Consider the following 18,578-nt stretch of genomic DNA (forward strand, 5'->3'; position numbering starts at 1 on the left):
ATTTAGCCTCCTGCGATGGCTTGAAAAAGAGAGATTTGGTCGCCGTCATTCAAATAGGTTTTTGCCCACAACCCTTTAGAAATAATGTTGTCATTAATGGCAAAAACACAGCCTAAGGTGGGAAGTTGCAACTCCTGTTGTATTTGCTGCAACGTTCGCCCTTGAGCTACCTGCTGTGGCTGCTGGTTAATGGTAATCACCATTGTCATAATTCCTCCTTCGGCTGAACATGAGCGGATACTCGATGATTTAGGGGTGTTGAACAAATGGAACAATCGGGGTCAGGCGTGAGCTGCCACTGCTGCCAACTCAAATACCGGCCATCAAACTGGTGGAACCGAGAAAAAGGGACGTTATCCATCTTCATTAACGTCTGTAATGCCAATAACGCTTGTAAGCTACCTATGGTTCCCACCACAGGCCCCATCACTCCGCTATCAGAACAGCGCTGACTCTTTTGCTGCTTTTGTGGAGCAAAACAGGCATAACAGCCTGAATTTGGCTGAGTAAAATCAAAGCCAATGAGCTGCCCTTGCCAACCAATGGCTGAGCCTGAAATCAGTGGGACACCTTGCTCATAGCACACCTGGTTGATACTATGACGAGTCAAAAAATTATCACTGCAATCCAACACCACATCGGCCAATGCCACCTCTAAGGTTAATAATGATCGATCCATCCGCCGATTCACTGGGCGAATTTTGCATTCAGGATTTAATTGTGCCAAAGACTCTGCCAATGCTAAGACTTTCGCCATTCCAATCTGCGGCGTTCTAAAACCGATTTGCCGAGCCAGATTTGACACTTCAACAAGATCATCATCCGCCAAGATTAACCTCCCCACACCCGCGGCAGCCAAATACAGTGCCGCGGCATTTCCTAATCCACCACACCCAATCAGTAATACGCTGCGGTTAAACAGATATGCTTGTCCTTGCTCACCCACTTCGTTTAAGCAAATTTGTCGCTGGTAACGTAAAAATTGTTTATCCGATAACATCAGTGACCTCCGATGGATGACTCACTGATCCAAGCGTCAAATTTAAGTTTTGAGAGAAACTCGCTTGTAACTGTTGAACCGCTAACTGGGGATCTTCGGCTTGAGTCACCGCACGCACCACAGCGACACTGGTAACACCACAATCCACAACGGACTGGATATTACTCAAATCAATTCCCCCAATCGCAACACTTGGCATGCCTTGATCTTCCCCATTGGGCATGTCCCCATAAGGCAGGGTGTTGAGTAACTGTTGATACAAAGCCAAGCGAACTAAGCCTTGTGGTTTAGAAGGCATTTTTTTCGTGGTGGTGGGAAAGATATGCCCAAGGGCAATATAGCTGGGCTGAAACTGCTGAGCATAAAGCAATTCAAAGTAGCCATGGCTGGATAGCCCTAAGCGAATATTAGCCTTGGCAAGCGCTTGAATATCGGCCGTTTGTAAATCCTCTTGCCCAAGATGGACGCCAAATGCACCATGTTTTATCGCCAATTGCCAATAATCATTAATAAACACTTGCGCCTGATACTGCCGCCCTAATGCAATGGCTTGGATGATTTGCGGTTCTAAGTCCAGTTGCTGCGGATGCTTAATTCTCAACTGAACGGTTTTAACCCCAAGTTGCAGCAACCGATTAACCCAACCAACATCATCCACCACAGGGTATAGCCCTAAGCTCTCCTTCTGTAATGGTGGAAATGCGAGTGTTCGAAAGGCGTTGGCAGAAAATAAATAAGGAACCGGAAAATCTTGATACTCGGTCGGCCATGTTTCACGTGAAACCTTTAATGCAGCTCGCGCAAGTATCAAAGCATCATGCAGAGGGAAATCCAAACTCAATGCCGCCATTAACCAAGCAAAGTGTCGCCATGCTTGTGGCGGCTCCAAAACCGAAACAGAGGTGAGCCGATAGTGAACCCCTTGTTGTTGCCAAAAATCGACGACTTTACCTTGAATATGCCCACCAATAATAATGCTATTCTCGTCCACTTCTAGATTTGAAATGGATGAAAAATAACGTATCACACGCTCATTCGTACCTTGGGGTTGATCAATATGAGCAAAGAGATCGCAAGAGAAAGAGGAAGTGGTATCAGTAACAAGCTGCAACGATGGCGTTGAGCTTACACCCAGCACCACTGATTCAATCGCAAATCCTTGTTGCTGAGCAAGCCGTAAAACTTGCTGCACCTCTCCCGTCAGCGCAATACAATGTGAGGGGATCAGTAACTTCACAAGCTTACTCCTCTGTACTGATAGCAGGATGGTATAACTCCGATCCAGCCGCACGAAATTCCTGTGATTTCTGCGCCATGCCTTGTAATGGATCATCCAACAGGGTGACGGAAATGGCTTGATCCGCTGCAACCTGCTGCGGATGATTGGCGTATTCCCGTACCTCTTGAGAGATTTTCATTGAACAGAACTTAGGGCCACACATAGAACAAAAGTGAGCCACTTTGCCCGATTCTTGCGGTAAGGTTTCATCATGGAAGGCTTTGGCTGTCACTGGGTCTAGTGATAAGTTAAACTGATCTTGCCAACGGAACTCAAAGCGAGCTTTCGATAACGCATTATCACGGAGCTGCGCACCGGGATGACCTTTCGCTAAATCAGCGGCATGGGCGGCAAGTTTGTAGGTAATTAAACCGGTTTTAACATCTTCTTTATTGGGTAAGCCTAAGTGTTCTTTTGGAGTAACATAACAGAGCATGGCACACCCAAACCAACCGATCAGCGCCGCCCCAATACCAGAAGTAATGTGGTCATAGCCCGGTGCAATATCGGTGGTCAGTGGGCCAAGGGTATAAAATGGCGCTTGATGGCAATGCACTAGCTGCTCATCCATATTGGCCTTAATCATATGCATTGGCACATGTCCCGGCCCTTCGATCATCACCTGAACATCATATTCCCAAGCAATTTTTGTCAGTTCACCCAAGGTATGTAACTCGGCAAATTGTGCTTCATCATTGGCATCGGCAATCGAGCCGGGACGCAGGCCATCTCCTAGCGATAACGCGACATCGTATTGCGCACAGATTTCACAGATTTCTCGAAAATGGGTATAGAGGAAGTTTTCTTGATGGTGTGCCAAGCACCATTTAGCGATGATAGAACCACCACGAGAAACAATTCCCGTTACCCGTTTGGCGGTCATGGGAACATAGCGTAATAACACCCCAGCATGAATGGTAAAGTAATCGACCCCTTGCTCGGCTTGCTCAAGCAAGGTATCGCGCATCACTTGCCACGTCAGATTTTCTGCCACCCCATTGACTTTTTCTAAGGCTTGATACATAGGCACCGTCCCAATTGGAACGGGACTATTACGTAAAATCCACTCCCGAGTTTCATGAATATTTCGCCCAGTGGAAAGATCCATCACCGTATCGCCTCCCCAGCGAGTCGACCACACCAGCTTTTCTACCTCTTCTTCAATCGAAGAACTAACGGAAGAGTTCCCAATGTTGGCATTCACTTTCACCAAAAAATTGCGCCCAATAATCATCGGCTCCGATTCAGGATGGTTAATATTACATGGCATGATGGCTCGACCATCTGCCACTTCCTGACGAACAAACTCAGGGGTTATCTCTTTGGGTAAATAGGCACCAAAGTTTTGTCCAGAATGCTGACGATTCAATTGCTCATCCTGATAGTGACGACGCCCCATATTCTCACGTAAAGCGACAAACTCCATCTCTGGCGTAATGATTCCTTGCCGCGCATAGTGAAGCTGAGTCACTCGTTGCCCTGTTTTCGCACGGCGAATTTTGGGTAAATTCCCATAACGCAGTTCATCAAGGGTTTCATCGGCTAAACGTTCACGAGCAAAGTGTGAACTCATTTCAGGCAAGATTTCCGTATCTTGCCGTTCTTCAATCCAAGCTTCGCGCAGTTTTGGTAAACCTTTTTGTAAATCAATTACATAATCGGGATCGGTATACAAACCAGAAGTATCATAGACAGGAATCGGGGCATTGCTGGAAAAAATTGGCGCTTGTTTTGTGCCACCAATCAGGCTATCGGCCAGTGAAATCTCACGCATGGGAACACGAATATCCTGCCGAGAACCGGTGACATACACTTTTTTCGAATTGGGATACGGTTGTACCGAGAGGGTTTCAATAAACTGTTTAGCTTCCAGTCTCGCTTGTTTACGAATCGACATAGCATTTTCCTTGGTTAACAATTAGGGATAAATGCTTGGCGGAAAGATGCGACAAGAGGGGATGACAAATAGGAGATGGATGAATAGAAGGATAGATAGACATCCAGATTGTCTTCTCTTGTTCCCTTCGCAGGTTCTAGCCTGATCAGGTTCAACGGATCCCGAATTAACGGTCTCAGCCTTATGGCACTCCGACAAGTTGTGCCATTATAGAGAAGAGCGAAACGTTAACCAAGAGAAAAAGGATAATTTTTAATCAGCTACGGAGTAACCAATGATAGCCACACCAAGCAGCAGAAATGCTTAACATGACATTGAGTAACACATTAAACCCCATTTTAAAGAAGGCACCTTGTTGCATCATCAATACGTTATCCATCGAAAAAGTCGAAAATGTTGTTAATGCACCGAGAAAACCCAAACCGATGATTTGTCGCCAAGGGTAAGGAGCAAGCCACTCATTCTCAATCGCAGCGATCAGTAACCCCATAATTAAAGATCCCACCACATTCACTGTCAATGTTCCGTAAGGAAAAGATCGTCCGAATAAGGTCACACACCATTCAGATACCACATAACGAGAACAGGCACCGATTGCTCCCCCGATTGCGATCAACCCTAAAATAGATAACTGTCCCATGAGCCCTCCTATAATGTTTTACCCATTGTACCGCTTTACCACTTCGGAAAAGAAGCACGTTATCGGTAAAGTTAGCTTTTCCTTTATCGGGATTTTAGGTAGAAGATGATGTACGTTTTAAAAAGTTACCGGAGTCACTTCTAATAACAAAATATACAAATAAGCTCATATTTCTTCTATGAGCAGTTTTTCAACAAAAATGTATCCCCTTCGTACTCTTGCTATTTTTGTGAACACGATTACTTTTTGTAGTAATAATAATCCCTCACTAAGTGGTCAACCGCTCGGATTGTATAGGGGGAGTTTTGCTATAAAGAGGCTATTTCATTCGGGGGAAAGGACACTATGAAAAAAACCATACTTGCATTATCCATCGGGATAATAAGCGCCTGCAGTCAACTTCCTGAAGAGGCACTGCTACTAACCATTAATAACCAACAAACAGTTTTCAAAGCGAACTCAGAGGGGTTATTGATTGCTGAACAGAAGATAGAGAAAGGAAGCTATACGCTTTCGATTTCAAATGCTGCTCAAAGCTGTGGAGCCCATTTTGCGCTAAGTGACGAGGAACGGATTAAATTTAATCAACCATTGAAAGTAGATAACTGTGCACAAGAGTCGGCTATTCCGATTCGAATTTTTAAAGCCAACACTTATCAATTTGAGTTGAACCCTAAAACTGATCAACTGACGGTTAAAATCAAGCCACAAACCAGTGCAACATCCAACTTTATGTCAACCTGCCCAGTGGCAAGTGACACGCCAAAAACGATCAATGTGAGTCAAACTTTCGCCAATGGTAGCTTAGTGCGAGATGCACTTACTGGGCAAACCACCACCGTCACAGATGGCCATATCACGCTGCAACCAGGTAAAGACAGCCAAGGCCTATTATTACTTGAAGAGGTAGAAGCCACTCCATCAACCGCTTTTAGTTGGGATAATGCGATTGTCTACTTTGTCATGACAGACCGTTTTTATAACGGCAATCCAGAAAATGACCACAGCTATGGGCGTAGTAAAGATAATCAGCAAGAGATAGCGACCTTCCACGGCGGTGATTTAGCCGGTTTAACACAGAAACTCGATTATATTGAATCACTCGGTGTTAACGCGATTTGGATTACTTCACCATTAGAGCAGATCCACGGTTGGGTTGGTGGTGGTGATAAAGGGGACTTTAAACATTACGGTTATCACGGTTATTACCATCAAGACTGGACCAAGATTGATGCGAACATGGGAACAAAAGAAGAACTACGCACCTTTATTGATACTGCACACCAAAAAGGCATCCGCGTCATTTGGGATGTAGTGATGAATCATACCGGCTATGCCACACTCGCGGACATGCAAGAATTTGGATTTGGTAAACTCTATCTCGATGATCAAGAAGCAAAGCAAACCTTGGGTGAAAAATGGACCGATTGGCAGCCTAAATCTGGGCAAAGCTGGCACAGTTTTAATGACTACATCAACTACCGAGATAGCCAAGCTTGGGAAAAATGGTGGGGCAAAGATTGGATTCGTACCGATATCGGCAACTATGATACGCCTGGGTATAACGATATCACCATGTCATTAAACTACCTGCCCGATCTCAAAACCGAATCAACCCAAAAAACAGGGCTACCCAACTTTTTCCATAATAAAGACACTGGTGCACAAGATGAATTAAAGACGCCTCGTGAACATTTAATCACATGGCTCTCTGATTGGGTCAGAGAATATGGTATTGATGGCTTTAGAGTCGACACCGCAAAACACGTGGAAATGGAAGCCTGGGATCAGCTCAAAACAAGTGCGAGTCAAGCGTTGGCTGAATGGAAACAGAACCATCCTGATAAAGCCTTAGATGACCTCCCTTTTTGGATGACCGGAGAAGTATGGGCTCATGGGGTCGTAAAAACGCCTTACTTTGATAATGGTTTCGACTCCATCATTAATTTTGAATTCCAATCTGATGTCGCACCGAAAGCCCTCAAATGCTTTGCTCACCTTGAGCGAGACTATAAACGCTATGCAGAGAGTATCAACCAGGATCCTGAATTCAACGTACTGAGCTACCTCTCTTCTCATGATACCGCGCTATTCTGGGCCTCTCGTAGCCGCAGTATTGACGATCAAAAACGAGCTGCCAACGCATTAATGCTCGCCCCGGGAGCCGTACAAATCTATTACGGTGATGAAATTGCTCGTGATTTTGGGCCAACAGGGTCTGATTCTCATCAAGGTACTCGCTCTGATATGCCTTGGGCGGCCATAAAAGGAGAACGCCAAACCCTACTTAATCATTGGCAAAAATTGGGCGAATTTCGTCAACGCCACCCAGCCGTTGCCCAAGGTAAACATATTACTCACCAACAGGAAGGATATTATGCCTTTGAACGTCGATACCAAGATGACAAAGTTTTGATTGTGTATACGGGTGAATAACTTCGTTGCATCGTAACAGCCGTAAGGGAAGCCAAATGCTTCCCTTTTTTATTTAGAACGCATGCATCCACCCTGTTTTTATTCCCGTTTTATCCATTCCTTGCATTTCACTCTTTGCCTTATTCTTACATTGCGGTATGGTCAATATCATCCATTCACGTAGCAATGCGCGTCAATGATAGAAAAATAATCATAAGCAACCACAATCAGGTATCACAGCACATGGAATTCTCTCAATTTGGTGAAAAGTTTAATCAATACTCAGGCATTACCCAATTAATGGATGATTTAAATGATGGTCTACGCACTCCCGGAGCCATCATGCTCGGTGGCGGTAACCCAGCTGCGATTCCAGCCATGCTTGATTATTTTCATCAAACCAGTGCCACCATGCTAACCAATGGGGAATTGCTCGCCGCTCTAACCAATTACGATGGCCCTCAAGGAAAAGATAAATTTATCCGAGCACTAGCAAAACTATTAAAAGAAACCTATGGATGGGCAATTAGTGAAAAAAACATCAGCCTGACTAACGGCAGCCAAAGTGGTTTTTTCTATCTTTTTAACTTATTTGCTGGCCAACAACCGGATGGTACCCATAAGAAAATTCTGCTCCCACTGGCTCCCGAATACATCGGTTATGGCGATGCGGGAATCGATGAAGACATTTTTATCTCTTATCAGCCAGAAATAAAAATATTGTCAGAGGGTATGTTCAAATACCATATCGATTTTTCACAGCTCAAAGTCGATGATTCGATTGCAGCAATCTGCGCCTCTCGCCCAACCAACCCCACCGGAAATGTTCTGACCGATGATGAAATTCGTCAATTGGATCAACTGGCACAAGAAAATGGAATTCCACTGATCATTGATAATGCTTATGGCCTTCCCTTCCCCAACATCATCTTTACCGATGTTGAACCATTTTGGAATGAAAACACGATTTTATGCATGAGCTTATCGAAACTCGGCCTACCGGGCGTACGTTGTGGGATCATTATTGCCAGTGAAGCCATTACTCAAGCACTGACCAATATGAACGGTATTATTAGTTTAGCACCGGGAAGCCTTGGCCCAGCAATAGCACATCATATGATTGAACACGGGGATTTACTGCGTCTAAGCCGCGAGGTTATTAAGCCTTTCTACCAGCAAAAATCGCAAAGAGCAGTTGAACTGCTGCAGCAAGCTATTACCGACTCTCGTTTTCGTATTCATAAACCAGAAGGCGCTATCTTTTTGTGGTTATGGTTTGATCAACTACCGATTACCACAATGGAACTCTATCAACGCTTGAAAGCTCGTGGGGTATTGATTGTCCCGGGTGAATATTTCTTTATCGGTCAGCAACAAGAGTGGCAACATGCCCATCAATGCCTACGTATGAACTATGTACAAGAGGATCAAGCAATGCAAAAAGGGATTACGATCATCGCCGAAGAAATTGAGCGCGCTTATCAACATGGATAACATAAAAGAGCGCCTATCTGGCGCTCTTTTCATTCTTTATTGGCTAATGAAACCAATCACTTAATTATTTTCAATTAAGTTATTTCCGTTAATCGCAATTTTACGAGGCTGCATGGCTTGAGGAATTTCTCTTTCTAAGTCAACGTGCAACAAACCATTTTCTAATACCGCCCCGATCACTTTAACGTAATCCGCTAATTGGAATTTACGCTCAAAGTTACGCTCTGCAATGCCTTGATAAATATAGTTTTTATTCTCTTCTTCAGCACGCTCACCACGGACAATTAAGGTATTTTCTTGCTGAGTAATGTCCAACTCTTGTTCAGCAAAACCAGCGACCGCCATGGTAATGCGATATTTATTCTCTTCTTGTTGCTCAATGTTATAAGGAGGGTATCCTCCTTGAGCATTTTTCGCAGTGCTCGCTTCCATCATATTCAATAAACGGTCAAAGCCAATCGCGTTACGGTATAAAGGAGTGAAGTCTACAGTTCTCATAATCCTATCCTCATTTAAGCAATAGTCTTAACAATATTTGTTAAGTGATGATACCTATTCCTATGAACTAAGCTCATCAAAGGGTTAATGGTTGAATGACAAACCTCTTAATTCTGAGCGAATGTCATTTTCATGCTGAGGCCCTAACGGCATCCTCTTCATTCACTGATATAAGGGCAAGCAAATTACTTTCAAGAGCAAACATAAAAAAATTTTATTTAAATGAGGTTTTTTTCAACCTGACGGGTTTGCCAGCTTCGCTGGGCAAACAAAAAAGCCTAATCACACGATTAGGCTCAGGCACTCTATACTTAACAAATATTGGCTTATTTACGGCGTTTACGGGCTTTTTCTACTGTGTTATCCGCCATTTTCTCCTGCTTCAATTTACGCTTTTCCTTTAAGCTTAATTGCGGCTTTTTCATGTCTTTCTTACTCATGTAATGTTTCTCCTTATCTACTGACAAAGTAAACAGCCACACGTGAAATCGGCACGTGCTGACAGGTTCGATTTACGGGTCACTTGAGTGATAGTAAAACTTCGCCGTTGACCTAAAATGATCAACTCGAGTTTATCTTGTTCTACTCGGCCAAATAACGCCGAGCCTAAATAAGAATCTACTGCAATGTATCCCACTGAACGATCACAACGATGGTCCGGAACTAAAGTGACTTGAAAAGGGCGGCTGTTTTGCGAATCCACGAGATGAACTGTATCGCCCAAACCAACACGATGACAGCAAAAGGCATTATGGTACTTCGCTTGTCGCTCGAGTAATTGCAATAAAAGCATGGGGGACTGATAGGTAACGAACTCATTGGTTAGCCACCACATACGTAATCCATGAAGCCATGATTGATAAAGACGATAAAGCATAGTGATTCCTCTACTCCCACCTCAAAATTAAGGACTCATCGTGAGTATTTATCCGAGAGCACCATCACTCTCGGTTTAAACCAGGAAAGTAACCACCACCATCACCTCCAAAAAATGAACTCTTTTGACTATAGCGATTAAAAAAAAGAAAGCAAAAGGGAAGAACAAAAGGAAATGGCGTCTTTTAGGAATAAACATCAGTTAATCGCAAGATCTCACACAATATTAGCCAGTTAAGCCAATATGGTAGATAAACCAGATAAAAATCTTTATTTTCATGTTGGCGTAATAAAAATAATGGCAATGTTGTTATCTCATCGCCATCTTTATAACACCTTAGCAGATGTATAACGCTTCAGCATTGGCTTGCTTCACCTTGTTGACCGTTTCTTGAACCGCCAAACACTGTTCCGCACTGCTGTTACCCGCATGGCCAAAAGAGAGGTGTGACTGGATAGTAAGGATACCTTGCATCATTCCAGACCCTTTTTTATTTTAATCAAGCATTCAAATGTCGTACTCTTCGTTCGAATGAGTCTCGGTGTTAGTTTTTAGTACCATTTTCTTAATTTCCATTTTGTCGTTATTGAGTGCAATCTCAAGAGTATCTCCAGCCTTTATTCCAAGCACACTCAAAATAGCGTTTGGAATGACGACCACGGTATCCTCACCGATCTTAACTGGTTGGCTAATCATCTTTCATCCTCCAATATCGAAAATAGATTTCCTCGTTATGGCTATAAATAAAAAATTATTATCGAGATGAAATAAAAGAGCTTTCCATACTAAGAAAACGGAAAGCTCTATTGAAAAACTTAGTTTATTAACGGTTCATGCTTAGAAGCAATCAAACCGTAAGCACTCCATCCGAGGAAGGTGACGATCGACCCCCACATCATCGCTTCGTAGCCAGAACCATAAAGCGCATAGAAGCTGTATAGAGAACCAATCAAAGCAATAACATTGGTTATTTTCATCTCACGAGTAGGCACTTTTGCTACTTGCTGCATAATGAAAATAGCGCCCATACATAAAATGTAAGGAATCACATTGGTGACCACAGCCAAATTCACAAGAGCTTCAAACTGCTCGTTCAACGTTGGTGAAATGGTCATTAAAGATAGCGCCGATTGAATCACGGTAATCGTGATCATACCTTTAATGGGCGTACCACGTTTATCTATATCGGAGAATAACTTAGGGAAAAAACCTGCATCAGAAGATGATTTAAACACTGACGCAATAGTGAATTGCCAACCTAATAGAGAACCCGCACAAGCCAGCACCGCCATACCAGCAACCGCTTTACCAGCTGTCGAGCCAAGCATCACAGACCACACTGTTGAAAATGGTGCTGTCGACGCCGCTAATTCGGCATTTCCGACGATACCTGAACAGATATTGGTTGATATTATATAAACCACGGCAGCAATCAGTGTCCCGCCAAGCACAGCTATAGGGACATTCTTCTCTGGATTTTCTACCGCTTCTGAGTTAGCACATGCTGACTCAAGGCCAAGAAATGCCCACAGTGTCATCGCGATGGAAGCACTTACCGCTTCACCAAATGGAAGGCTGTGTGGATTCCAAGCTTCGATGTACATCGTTGGATTAAACCAGAACCACCCAACAATACCCAGTGAACACACCGGTAGGATAACGCCCCATACCGTAAATGAACCAATTTGACCGGTGATTTTTGCGCCGCCGAAGTTAGCGAGCGTACAAATCCAAAGAATCGCAATGGTATACAGGCAAGTTTCAACTGGCGATAAGGTAACGTCAAAGAATGCAGAGCCATAACCGACACAGGTAATCGCGATCGCAATATTAGCAATAAGAAGCGATAAACCGTAAGTCCAGCCAGCCATAAAGGCTCCAGACTTACCAAACGCATAAGAGGCATAGCCGTTCATACCACCGTCACGTTTACTAAAACGGCCACATTTTGCAAAAACATAAGCTAAAGCTAAAGAACCAGCAGCGGTAATCAGCCAAGACAATATAGAAATGGTGCCTACTTGTGCCAGTTTACTTGGTAACATAATGATACCGGAACCGGCCATATTGATGAATGTCAGAATAGTAAGCTGTATCACTGACATTTTTTTAATTTCAGTACTCATAAAACATTTTCCATGAATAAGTGGTTCGTACCAATGCCAAAGCAAGGTACGAACGAATGGATCAATCTATTAGGACATAACAATGTGCGGTAGTACGACCGTTGACATCTTCAAGATATACGCCTTGAATTTCAGGAGCGAAGCCAGGAAAACGATTAATACCTTCCTCTAGAGATAGGAAGTAATCCACCACATTTTGGGTCCAGATCTCGCCCGTGATCACACAGATAATACCTGGAGGATAAGGAAGGGCACCTTCTGCAGCCACACGACCCACCGCTTCTTTAAGAGGCAAGTAATCACATTCTCCACGGAAATATTTACGTGTTGCGACATCGGGTTTATGGACCATTTTGGGGAGGTATTCGCTGCGGAACATCGATTTTTGCAACTGTTTCACATTCAGCTCTTTATACATGTCATGCATTTCCTGACACAGCTGACGAATCGTATAGCCTCGGTAACGATCTTTATTCGCTTCATAAACACGTGGGAGCACGATACTGAGAGGCACATCATCTCGAATGAATTTTTCAAAACGATTAATCTGAGCAACAAGATGACGGATCTTACCCATATCTTCTGCTGGAGTTAGTAAGAATAAGATCGAATTCAGATCACACTTCTCTGGGATAATGCCATTTTCACGCAAGAAATTAGCCAACAGCGTTGCAGGGATACCAAAGTCTGCATAACTGCCATCTTCTGCAATACCCGCAGTCGTTAATAGCAATTTACATGGATCAACAAAGTATTGGTCTTTACCGTAACCTTCAAATTTATGCCAACTTGCATTGGGTTCAAACATGAAGAATTTCTTGTTTGTGGCAATTTCCTGAGTATCGTAACTCCCCCAAGGTTGGCCATCGATTTCATTTGGAATGAAAGGACAAATAAGCTCACAACTATTTAGAATTTCTTTGCGCGCTTCGATGCCGATCTTCACTGCATCATGCCATAGGCGGAGACCCGCTTCACCATCATGAATTTTTGCGTTGACATCAAGCGCAGAGAACAACGCATAAAATGGAGAAGTCGATGCATGCATCATAAACGCATTATTGAAACGTTTGTGATTACAGTAACGAGCTTGCCCTTTAATATGGCTGTCTTTTTTATGAATTTGCGAAGTTTGAGAAAAACCTGCTTGTTGTTTGTGAACAGATTGAGTCACAATCACACCAGCATCTTCTGGTTTTAGATCCAAGAGTAACGGTGAACAATCTTTCATCATTGGAATAAACTGCTCATACCCAACCCATGCGGAATCAAACAAGATATAATCACAAAGGTGGCCGATCTTATCCATCACATAGCGAGCGTTATAGATCGTACCATCATAGGTGCCAAGTTGAATAATAGCTAAACGGAATGGACGTTCATCACGAGCACGTTCAGGAGAGACTTTTGCAATCTGTGCCCGAATATATTCTTCATCAAAACAGTGTTCATCCATGCCGCCGATGAATCCCCACGGATTACGCGCCGTTTCCAAATAAATCGGCATTCCACCAGCTTGAATTAAAGCACCATGGTGGTTTGATTTATGATTATTGCGATCAAATAAAACCAAATCACCTTCGGTAACGAGCGCATTACATACAACCTTATTTGATGCAGAAGTACCGTTAAGTACAAAATAAGTTTTATCCGCATTAAATACTTTTGCTGCATGAGCCTGAGCCTGATGAGCAGAACCTTCATGGATAAGTAAATCACCTAAATCGACATCCGCGTTACACAAATCACTACGGAATAGATTTTCACCAAAGAAATCATAAAATTGCTTGCCTGCCGGATGTTTTTTAAAGAACTGACCACCTTGGTGCCCCGGACAATCAAATGCAGAGTTTCCCATTTCAACATATTGAGTTAATTGCTTGAAAAAAGGAGGGAGTAAACGACATTCATATTTAGTTACTGCTTCGTTGATTTGACGGCAATAATAATCAATAGACTGCCCTTCTAAATCAATAACACCAGTTAACCAAACATAATCTTCTGCAGAAACTGGAGTATCGTCTGTAACAAGGAACACAGGAATGCCATAACCTGTTTCTGAAATCATTTTATGTAGGCCAGCTTTAATATCTGTAGATGTGATAATAGCGGCACCAACATCGGTTAACTCAACTTGATCTAAAGGTTGTAGATGGCGATTGAAATTCTCATCTAAAGATTCAGCCAATAAGCTAAAATCTTCTGGCATATAATTACTAACACCAATAATTAAGCGCTTCATTTATAATATCTCTTTTCTTGTCATTAAAAATCACAAGCGCAGATATTACAAATTAGATTAATATTTAAAATTCAAAAAACAAATTTTGTGATTAAACATTCATATTAAAAAACCTTATTTTTAAAAATTAAAATTTAGCGATTTCAATCACATTACACGTGAGATTTCAATGATAATAGAGACAAAACCACAATAAACATTGATGAAATTTCGTGACAAGATCTAACATTATTAAAAATAAAATATAGAAAAAATAAGATTTTGTGATTTTCATCACCGTATCGAATAACAAAAAAACCAGAAGAACAAGAATCAATTCCAATCTAAAATTTAACACAAAAAAAAGACCACCAACACAAATGCTGATGATCTTTTACTTTTGTGTATACCCAAACAACTTGGTGTTGCAGGTAGGCGGCAAGTGAATGAATCCCCAATCACATAGACGGCTATGTGATTGGGGTGAAAGAACGTAGCCAACACCCCTGCAGCTTCAAGTAGGAAGGGTATAAATCAAATTTAATTAAATAAATGACTATCTAACTTCACACCGTTATTAGACCACTGTTTGTAACGCTTGACGGCCATTCCTGAAGAATACATGGTATGTTTACAGTCCATACATTCAACAAAGTAGAGTCCATTCATACCTGCCATTACGTGTAACCTTCGGCCATCACAACGCTTACAAGATAATCGTTTAACTTTTGAATTAACATCAATACGCCTAGCAAAATCAAGAGTTATATGTGAGCACAGAGCTTCGATTGCACTTTCTTTAAACGGATGTTCACTAAGCAAGTAATTAATTGCGTAATTATACACAGGTGGAATGGCAGATTTACCATTTTCTATATTGCTTATTTTGGCCACGGAAACTCCCAATAAAGAAGCAAATTCAACTTTACTGTATTCCAATATAAACCTTGAAGAGATAAATTTATCTGAACTGGTAATTCTCAACATACACAAATCTCTAACGGACATAAAAAGCAACATGTTGCCAATTTATGTAAAAAAGGATAATAACAGGTTAATTACAACTATATTTATACGCTGAGTAAGCGCCTGTTTTTTTATACTGCAATTTGATAATCTAAAGGTCAATAAATAATATATAAAACAAATAACAAAATTGACCATCATCATTTATTTTATCAAAACAAGGTAATTAATTAGATTTCATCCGTTAAAAATTAATACTATCAATACCAAAACCAGTAAAAGCATTGTTTTGATCAATATCTCAGCCTGTAGTTAATACAAAATTTCAAAAAATTAGATTCTATTAAATTAGCAGTGATTAAATTAGAATTTATTAACATATCCCATATCGCTCACGGCTTATTTTCTTCAACCGACTTTATTTTTTAAATAAATAAAGTTGGTTATATTTTAACTATACCTAAACAACTTAGAGTTGCAGATGCGACAAGTGAATTTGTCTGGAACAAATTTAAACAGCCGTAGGCTGGCCTTTGGTGAGAGCTACGGATGGTTCTCATAATCCCCATGAGTATAGACAGGCGATGTGATTAGAGTGAAAGAACCTAGCCAACAACACCTTTCCATTGCTCTGCCGACATAACCGTAAATTCGCTCTATTCCTCGCTCGGGCTTTCTCTATCCAATAAAAAAGCAGCGCCAAAGCGCTGCTTAACAGATCATTTAAGAATAAAAACTAAATATCGAGGTTTGCGACTCGAAGTGCATTACTCTCAATGAAAGCGCGACGAGGTTCAACTTGATCGCCCATCAAGGTGGTAAACAGTTCATCAGCTCCGACCGCATCATCAATCGTCACTTGCATCATACGACGAGAGTCTGGATCCATGGTGGTTTCCCACAGTTGATCTGGGTTCATTTCACCCAACCCTTTATAACGCTGTACGGCAAGACCACGACGAGATTCTTTAATCAACCATTCTAGAGCGGCAGAGAAGCTCGATACTAGTTGAGTCCGCTCACCTCGTTGAATATAAGCCCCTTCTTCTAATAGGCCATCTAAGGCTTCAAAAAGATCAGCAAGACGGCTATATTCTTTCGAATTCAGTAGATCGATGCTAATCAAGTAATCATACGTCACACCATGAGTCCGAACGATCACTTTTGGTGAATAAACACCAAGCTCAGGGTGATGCTCAATTTCAAATTGATATTGGCTTGCACCGACTTCTTTGGCATTGAGTTGATTCACTAAACGCTCGGTCCAAAGCTCAACAACCGCTTTATCTTGGCACATTTGTTCGGTTAAGCGAGGCATATAGGTGAACTCATTGATCATGGCATGAGGATAACGGCGGCTCATACGCTCAACAAGTTTAGTTACAGCATTGTATTGCTGAACCAGTTTTTCTAATGGCTCACCCGCCAAGGCTGGAGCGTGATCATTAACATGCAGCGAAGCATTATCTAACGCCAATGCAATTTGATATTGGGTCATCGCTTCTTCATCTTTAATATACTGCTCTTGTTTGCCTTTTTTCACTTTATATAGAGGTGGCTGAGCAATATAGATATAACCCCGTTCAATCAACTCTGGCATTTGACGATAGAAGAAGGTTAGCAGCAAGGTACGGATGTGAGAACCATCGACATCCGCATCGGTCATGATGATGATATTGTGGTAACGCAGTTTGTCTGGATTATATTCATCACGGCCAATCCCACAGCCCAACGCGGTAATTAGGGTAGCAACCTCTTGAGAAGAGAGCATTTTATCGAAACGAGCTTTCTCAACGTTCAGAATTTTACCTTTCAGCGGTAGAATCGCCTGATTCTTACGGTTACGGCCTTGTTTAGCTGAACCGCCCGCAGAGTCCCCTTCCACAATATACAGTTCAGAGAGCGCAGGGTCTTTTTCTTGGCAATCCGCCAGCTTACCCGGTAAACCAGCCAGATCTAACGCCCCTTTACGGCGAGTCATTTCACGCGCTTTACGCGCAGCTTCGCGAGCGCGAGCGGCATCAATAATTTTACTGCACACCATTTTCGCTTCAGAGGGATGCTCGGCTAAAAACTCATTGAGCTTTTCACCCATCGCCGATTCTACAGCGGCTTTCACTTCTGAAGAGACCAATTTATCTTTGGTTTGGCTAGAGAATTTAGGGTCAGGCACTTTGACTGAGACAACCGCCGTTAACCCCTCACGAGCATCATCGCCAGACGTCGCGGTTTTGGCTTTTTTGCTATACCCTTCTTTTTCCATATAGCTATTGAGGGTACGAGTTAACGCAGCACGGAAACCCGCTAAATGGGTTCCGCCATCACGCTGAGGAATGTTGTTGGTGAAGCAATAAATATTTTCTTGGAAACCATCGTTCCACTGCATGGCCACTTCAACACTGATGCCATCATCGCGCTCATGATTAAAGTGGAATACTTTGTCATGAATCGGAGTTTTATTACGGTTAAGGTGAGTCACAAACGCTTGGATACCACCTTCATACATGAAGTGATCTTGTTTGTCCGCTTCCCGCTCATCTTGCAGACGAATTGAAACTCCTGAGTTTAAGAAAGAAAGCTCACGTAAGCGTTTAGCTAAAATATCATAATGAAATTCAATATTAGTGAAGGTTTCCGCACTCGGCCAAAAACGTAAGGTTGTTCCGGTACGCTCGGTCTCTCCAACCACTGCCAACGGTGCTTGTGGTACGCCGTGACGATAAGTCTGAGTATGCGTTTTGCCGCCACGATGAATGGTTAAAAGTACTTTTTCAGAAAGGGCGTTAACGACTGAAACCCCCACCCCGTGTAGACCACCAGAGACTTTATAAGAGTTGTCATCAAATTTACCGCCAGCATGCAGAACCGTCATAATAACTTCTGCGGCCGAAACATTTTCTTCGGTATGAATTTCGGTAGGAATACCGCGACCATCATCACTAACCGATACTGAGTTATCTTCATGTATGGTAACGACGATATCTTTACAGTAACCCGCTAACGCTTCATCTATTGAGTTATCTACCACCTCAAAAACCATGTGATGCAGACCGGTGCCATCATCTGTGTCGCCGATGTACATACCTGGACGCTTACGCACGGCGTCTAGACCCTTCAGTACTTTAATACTCGATGAATCGTAATTATTCGACATGAGTTACTCTC

15 protein-coding genes and 1 riboswitch are annotated in these 18,578 nt (G+C 42.4%); of the genes, 2 read left to right on the plus strand and 13 right to left on the minus strand.

Annotated elements, in window-relative coordinates; all coding sequences use genetic code 11:
• Window positions 1–2 precede the first annotated feature (2 nt).
• The 5 genes from thiS to crcB all read right to left on the minus strand — a co-directional run bounded on the left by thiS (window position 3) and on the right by crcB (window position 4,816).
• Complete coding sequence (gene thiS, locus CAG57_RS01805; RefSeq protein WP_443083764.1) at window positions 3–212, minus strand: sulfur carrier protein ThiS; 210 nt, start codon at window positions 210–212, stop codon at window positions 3–5.
• The gene (locus CAG57_RS01810) at window positions 206–1,000 is read right to left on the minus strand and encodes a HesA/MoeB/ThiF family protein (protein ID WP_161427149.1); all 795 of its coding nucleotides are present in this window, start codon (window positions 998–1,000) and stop codon (window positions 206–208) included. The genes thiS and CAG57_RS01810 overlap by 7 nt, the downstream gene beginning before the upstream one ends.
• Complete coding sequence (locus tag CAG57_RS01815) at window positions 987–2,237, minus strand: thiamine phosphate synthase (RefSeq protein ID WP_161427150.1); 1,251 nt, start codon at window positions 2,235–2,237, stop codon at window positions 987–989. The genes CAG57_RS01810 and CAG57_RS01815 overlap by 14 nt, the downstream gene beginning before the upstream one ends.
• A gap of 4 nt (window positions 2,238–2,241) precedes the next feature.
• Window positions 2,242–4,176 (minus strand): phosphomethylpyrimidine synthase ThiC, encoded by a 1,935-nt coding sequence (gene thiC, locus CAG57_RS01820; protein ID WP_161427151.1) that lies wholly within the window; start codon window positions 4,174–4,176, stop codon window positions 2,242–2,244.
• Between the two features lie 105 nt (window positions 4,177–4,281).
• A riboswitch (TPP riboswitch) is annotated at window positions 4,282–4,380 on the minus strand.
• Window positions 4,381–4,432: 52 nt separating this feature from the next.
• Window positions 4,433–4,816 (minus strand): fluoride efflux transporter CrcB, encoded by a 384-nt coding sequence (crcB, locus tag CAG57_RS01825; protein WP_099610319.1) that lies wholly within the window; start codon window positions 4,814–4,816, stop codon window positions 4,433–4,435.
• A gap of 345 nt (window positions 4,817–5,161) precedes the next feature.
• Here crcB and CAG57_RS01830 point away from each other — a divergent pair, with 345 nt between their 5' ends.
• Together CAG57_RS01830 and CAG57_RS01835 are read left to right on the plus strand one after the other, a co-directional pair.
• Complete coding sequence (locus CAG57_RS01830) at window positions 5,162–7,252, plus strand: alpha-amylase (RefSeq protein ID WP_161426836.1); 2,091 nt, start codon at window positions 5,162–5,164, stop codon at window positions 7,250–7,252.
• 222 nt (window positions 7,253–7,474) lie between these two features.
• Window positions 7,475–8,725 carry a valine--pyruvate transaminase gene (locus tag CAG57_RS01835; protein ID WP_161426835.1) on the plus strand — a complete coding sequence of 417 codons (1,251 nt, stop codon included), beginning with the start codon at window positions 7,475–7,477 and terminating at the stop codon, window positions 8,723–8,725.
• A gap of 60 nt (window positions 8,726–8,785) precedes the next feature.
• Here CAG57_RS01835 and CAG57_RS01840 read toward each other — a convergent pair whose 3' ends face one another.
• From CAG57_RS01840 to gyrB, 8 genes are all read right to left on the minus strand, one after another.
• Window positions 8,786–9,223 carry an Hsp20 family protein gene (locus tag CAG57_RS01840; protein ID WP_099610316.1) on the minus strand — a complete coding sequence of 146 codons (438 nt, stop codon included), beginning with the start codon at window positions 9,221–9,223 and terminating at the stop codon, window positions 8,786–8,788.
• 457 nt (window positions 9,224–9,680) lie between these two features.
• Window positions 9,681–10,100 (minus strand): GreA/GreB family elongation factor, encoded by a 420-nt coding sequence (locus tag CAG57_RS01845; protein WP_161426834.1) that lies wholly within the window; start codon window positions 10,098–10,100, stop codon window positions 9,681–9,683.
• Window positions 10,101–10,436: 336 nt separating this feature from the next.
• The gene (locus CAG57_RS16010) at window positions 10,437–10,577 is read right to left on the minus strand and encodes a hypothetical protein (RefSeq protein ID WP_202597982.1); all 141 of its coding nucleotides are present in this window, start codon (window positions 10,575–10,577) and stop codon (window positions 10,437–10,439) included.
• A gap of 30 nt (window positions 10,578–10,607) precedes the next feature.
• Complete coding sequence (locus CAG57_RS01850; RefSeq protein WP_099610313.1) at window positions 10,608–10,796, minus strand: AbrB/MazE/SpoVT family DNA-binding domain-containing protein; 189 nt, start codon at window positions 10,794–10,796, stop codon at window positions 10,608–10,610.
• Window positions 10,797–10,915: 119 nt separating this feature from the next.
• Complete coding sequence (gene potE, locus CAG57_RS01855) at window positions 10,916–12,226, minus strand: putrescine-ornithine antiporter (RefSeq protein WP_099610312.1); 1,311 nt, start codon at window positions 12,224–12,226, stop codon at window positions 10,916–10,918.
• A 61-nt stretch (window positions 12,227–12,287) separates the two neighbouring features.
• Window positions 12,288–14,468 carry an ornithine decarboxylase SpeF gene (gene speF, locus CAG57_RS01860; protein ID WP_161427374.1) on the minus strand — a complete coding sequence of 727 codons (2,181 nt, stop codon included), beginning with the start codon at window positions 14,466–14,468 and terminating at the stop codon, window positions 12,288–12,290.
• A 519-nt stretch (window positions 14,469–14,987) separates the two neighbouring features.
• Window positions 14,988–15,434, minus strand: coding sequence for a helix-turn-helix domain-containing protein (locus CAG57_RS01865; protein WP_170887899.1), 447 nt, complete (start codon window positions 15,432–15,434; stop codon window positions 14,988–14,990).
• A gap of 715 nt (window positions 15,435–16,149) precedes the next feature.
• A complete protein-coding gene (gyrB, locus tag CAG57_RS01870) occupies window positions 16,150–18,567 on the minus strand; it encodes a DNA topoisomerase (ATP-hydrolyzing) subunit B (protein ID WP_099610310.1) in 2,418 nt (805 codons plus the stop codon).
• Window positions 18,568–18,578 lie beyond the last annotated feature (11 nt).

The organism is Vibrio sp. V30_P3S12P165 (genome assembly GCF_009904905.1).
Taxonomy (GTDB): domain Bacteria; phylum Pseudomonadota; class Gammaproteobacteria; order Enterobacterales; family Vibrionaceae; genus Vibrio; species Vibrio fujianensis.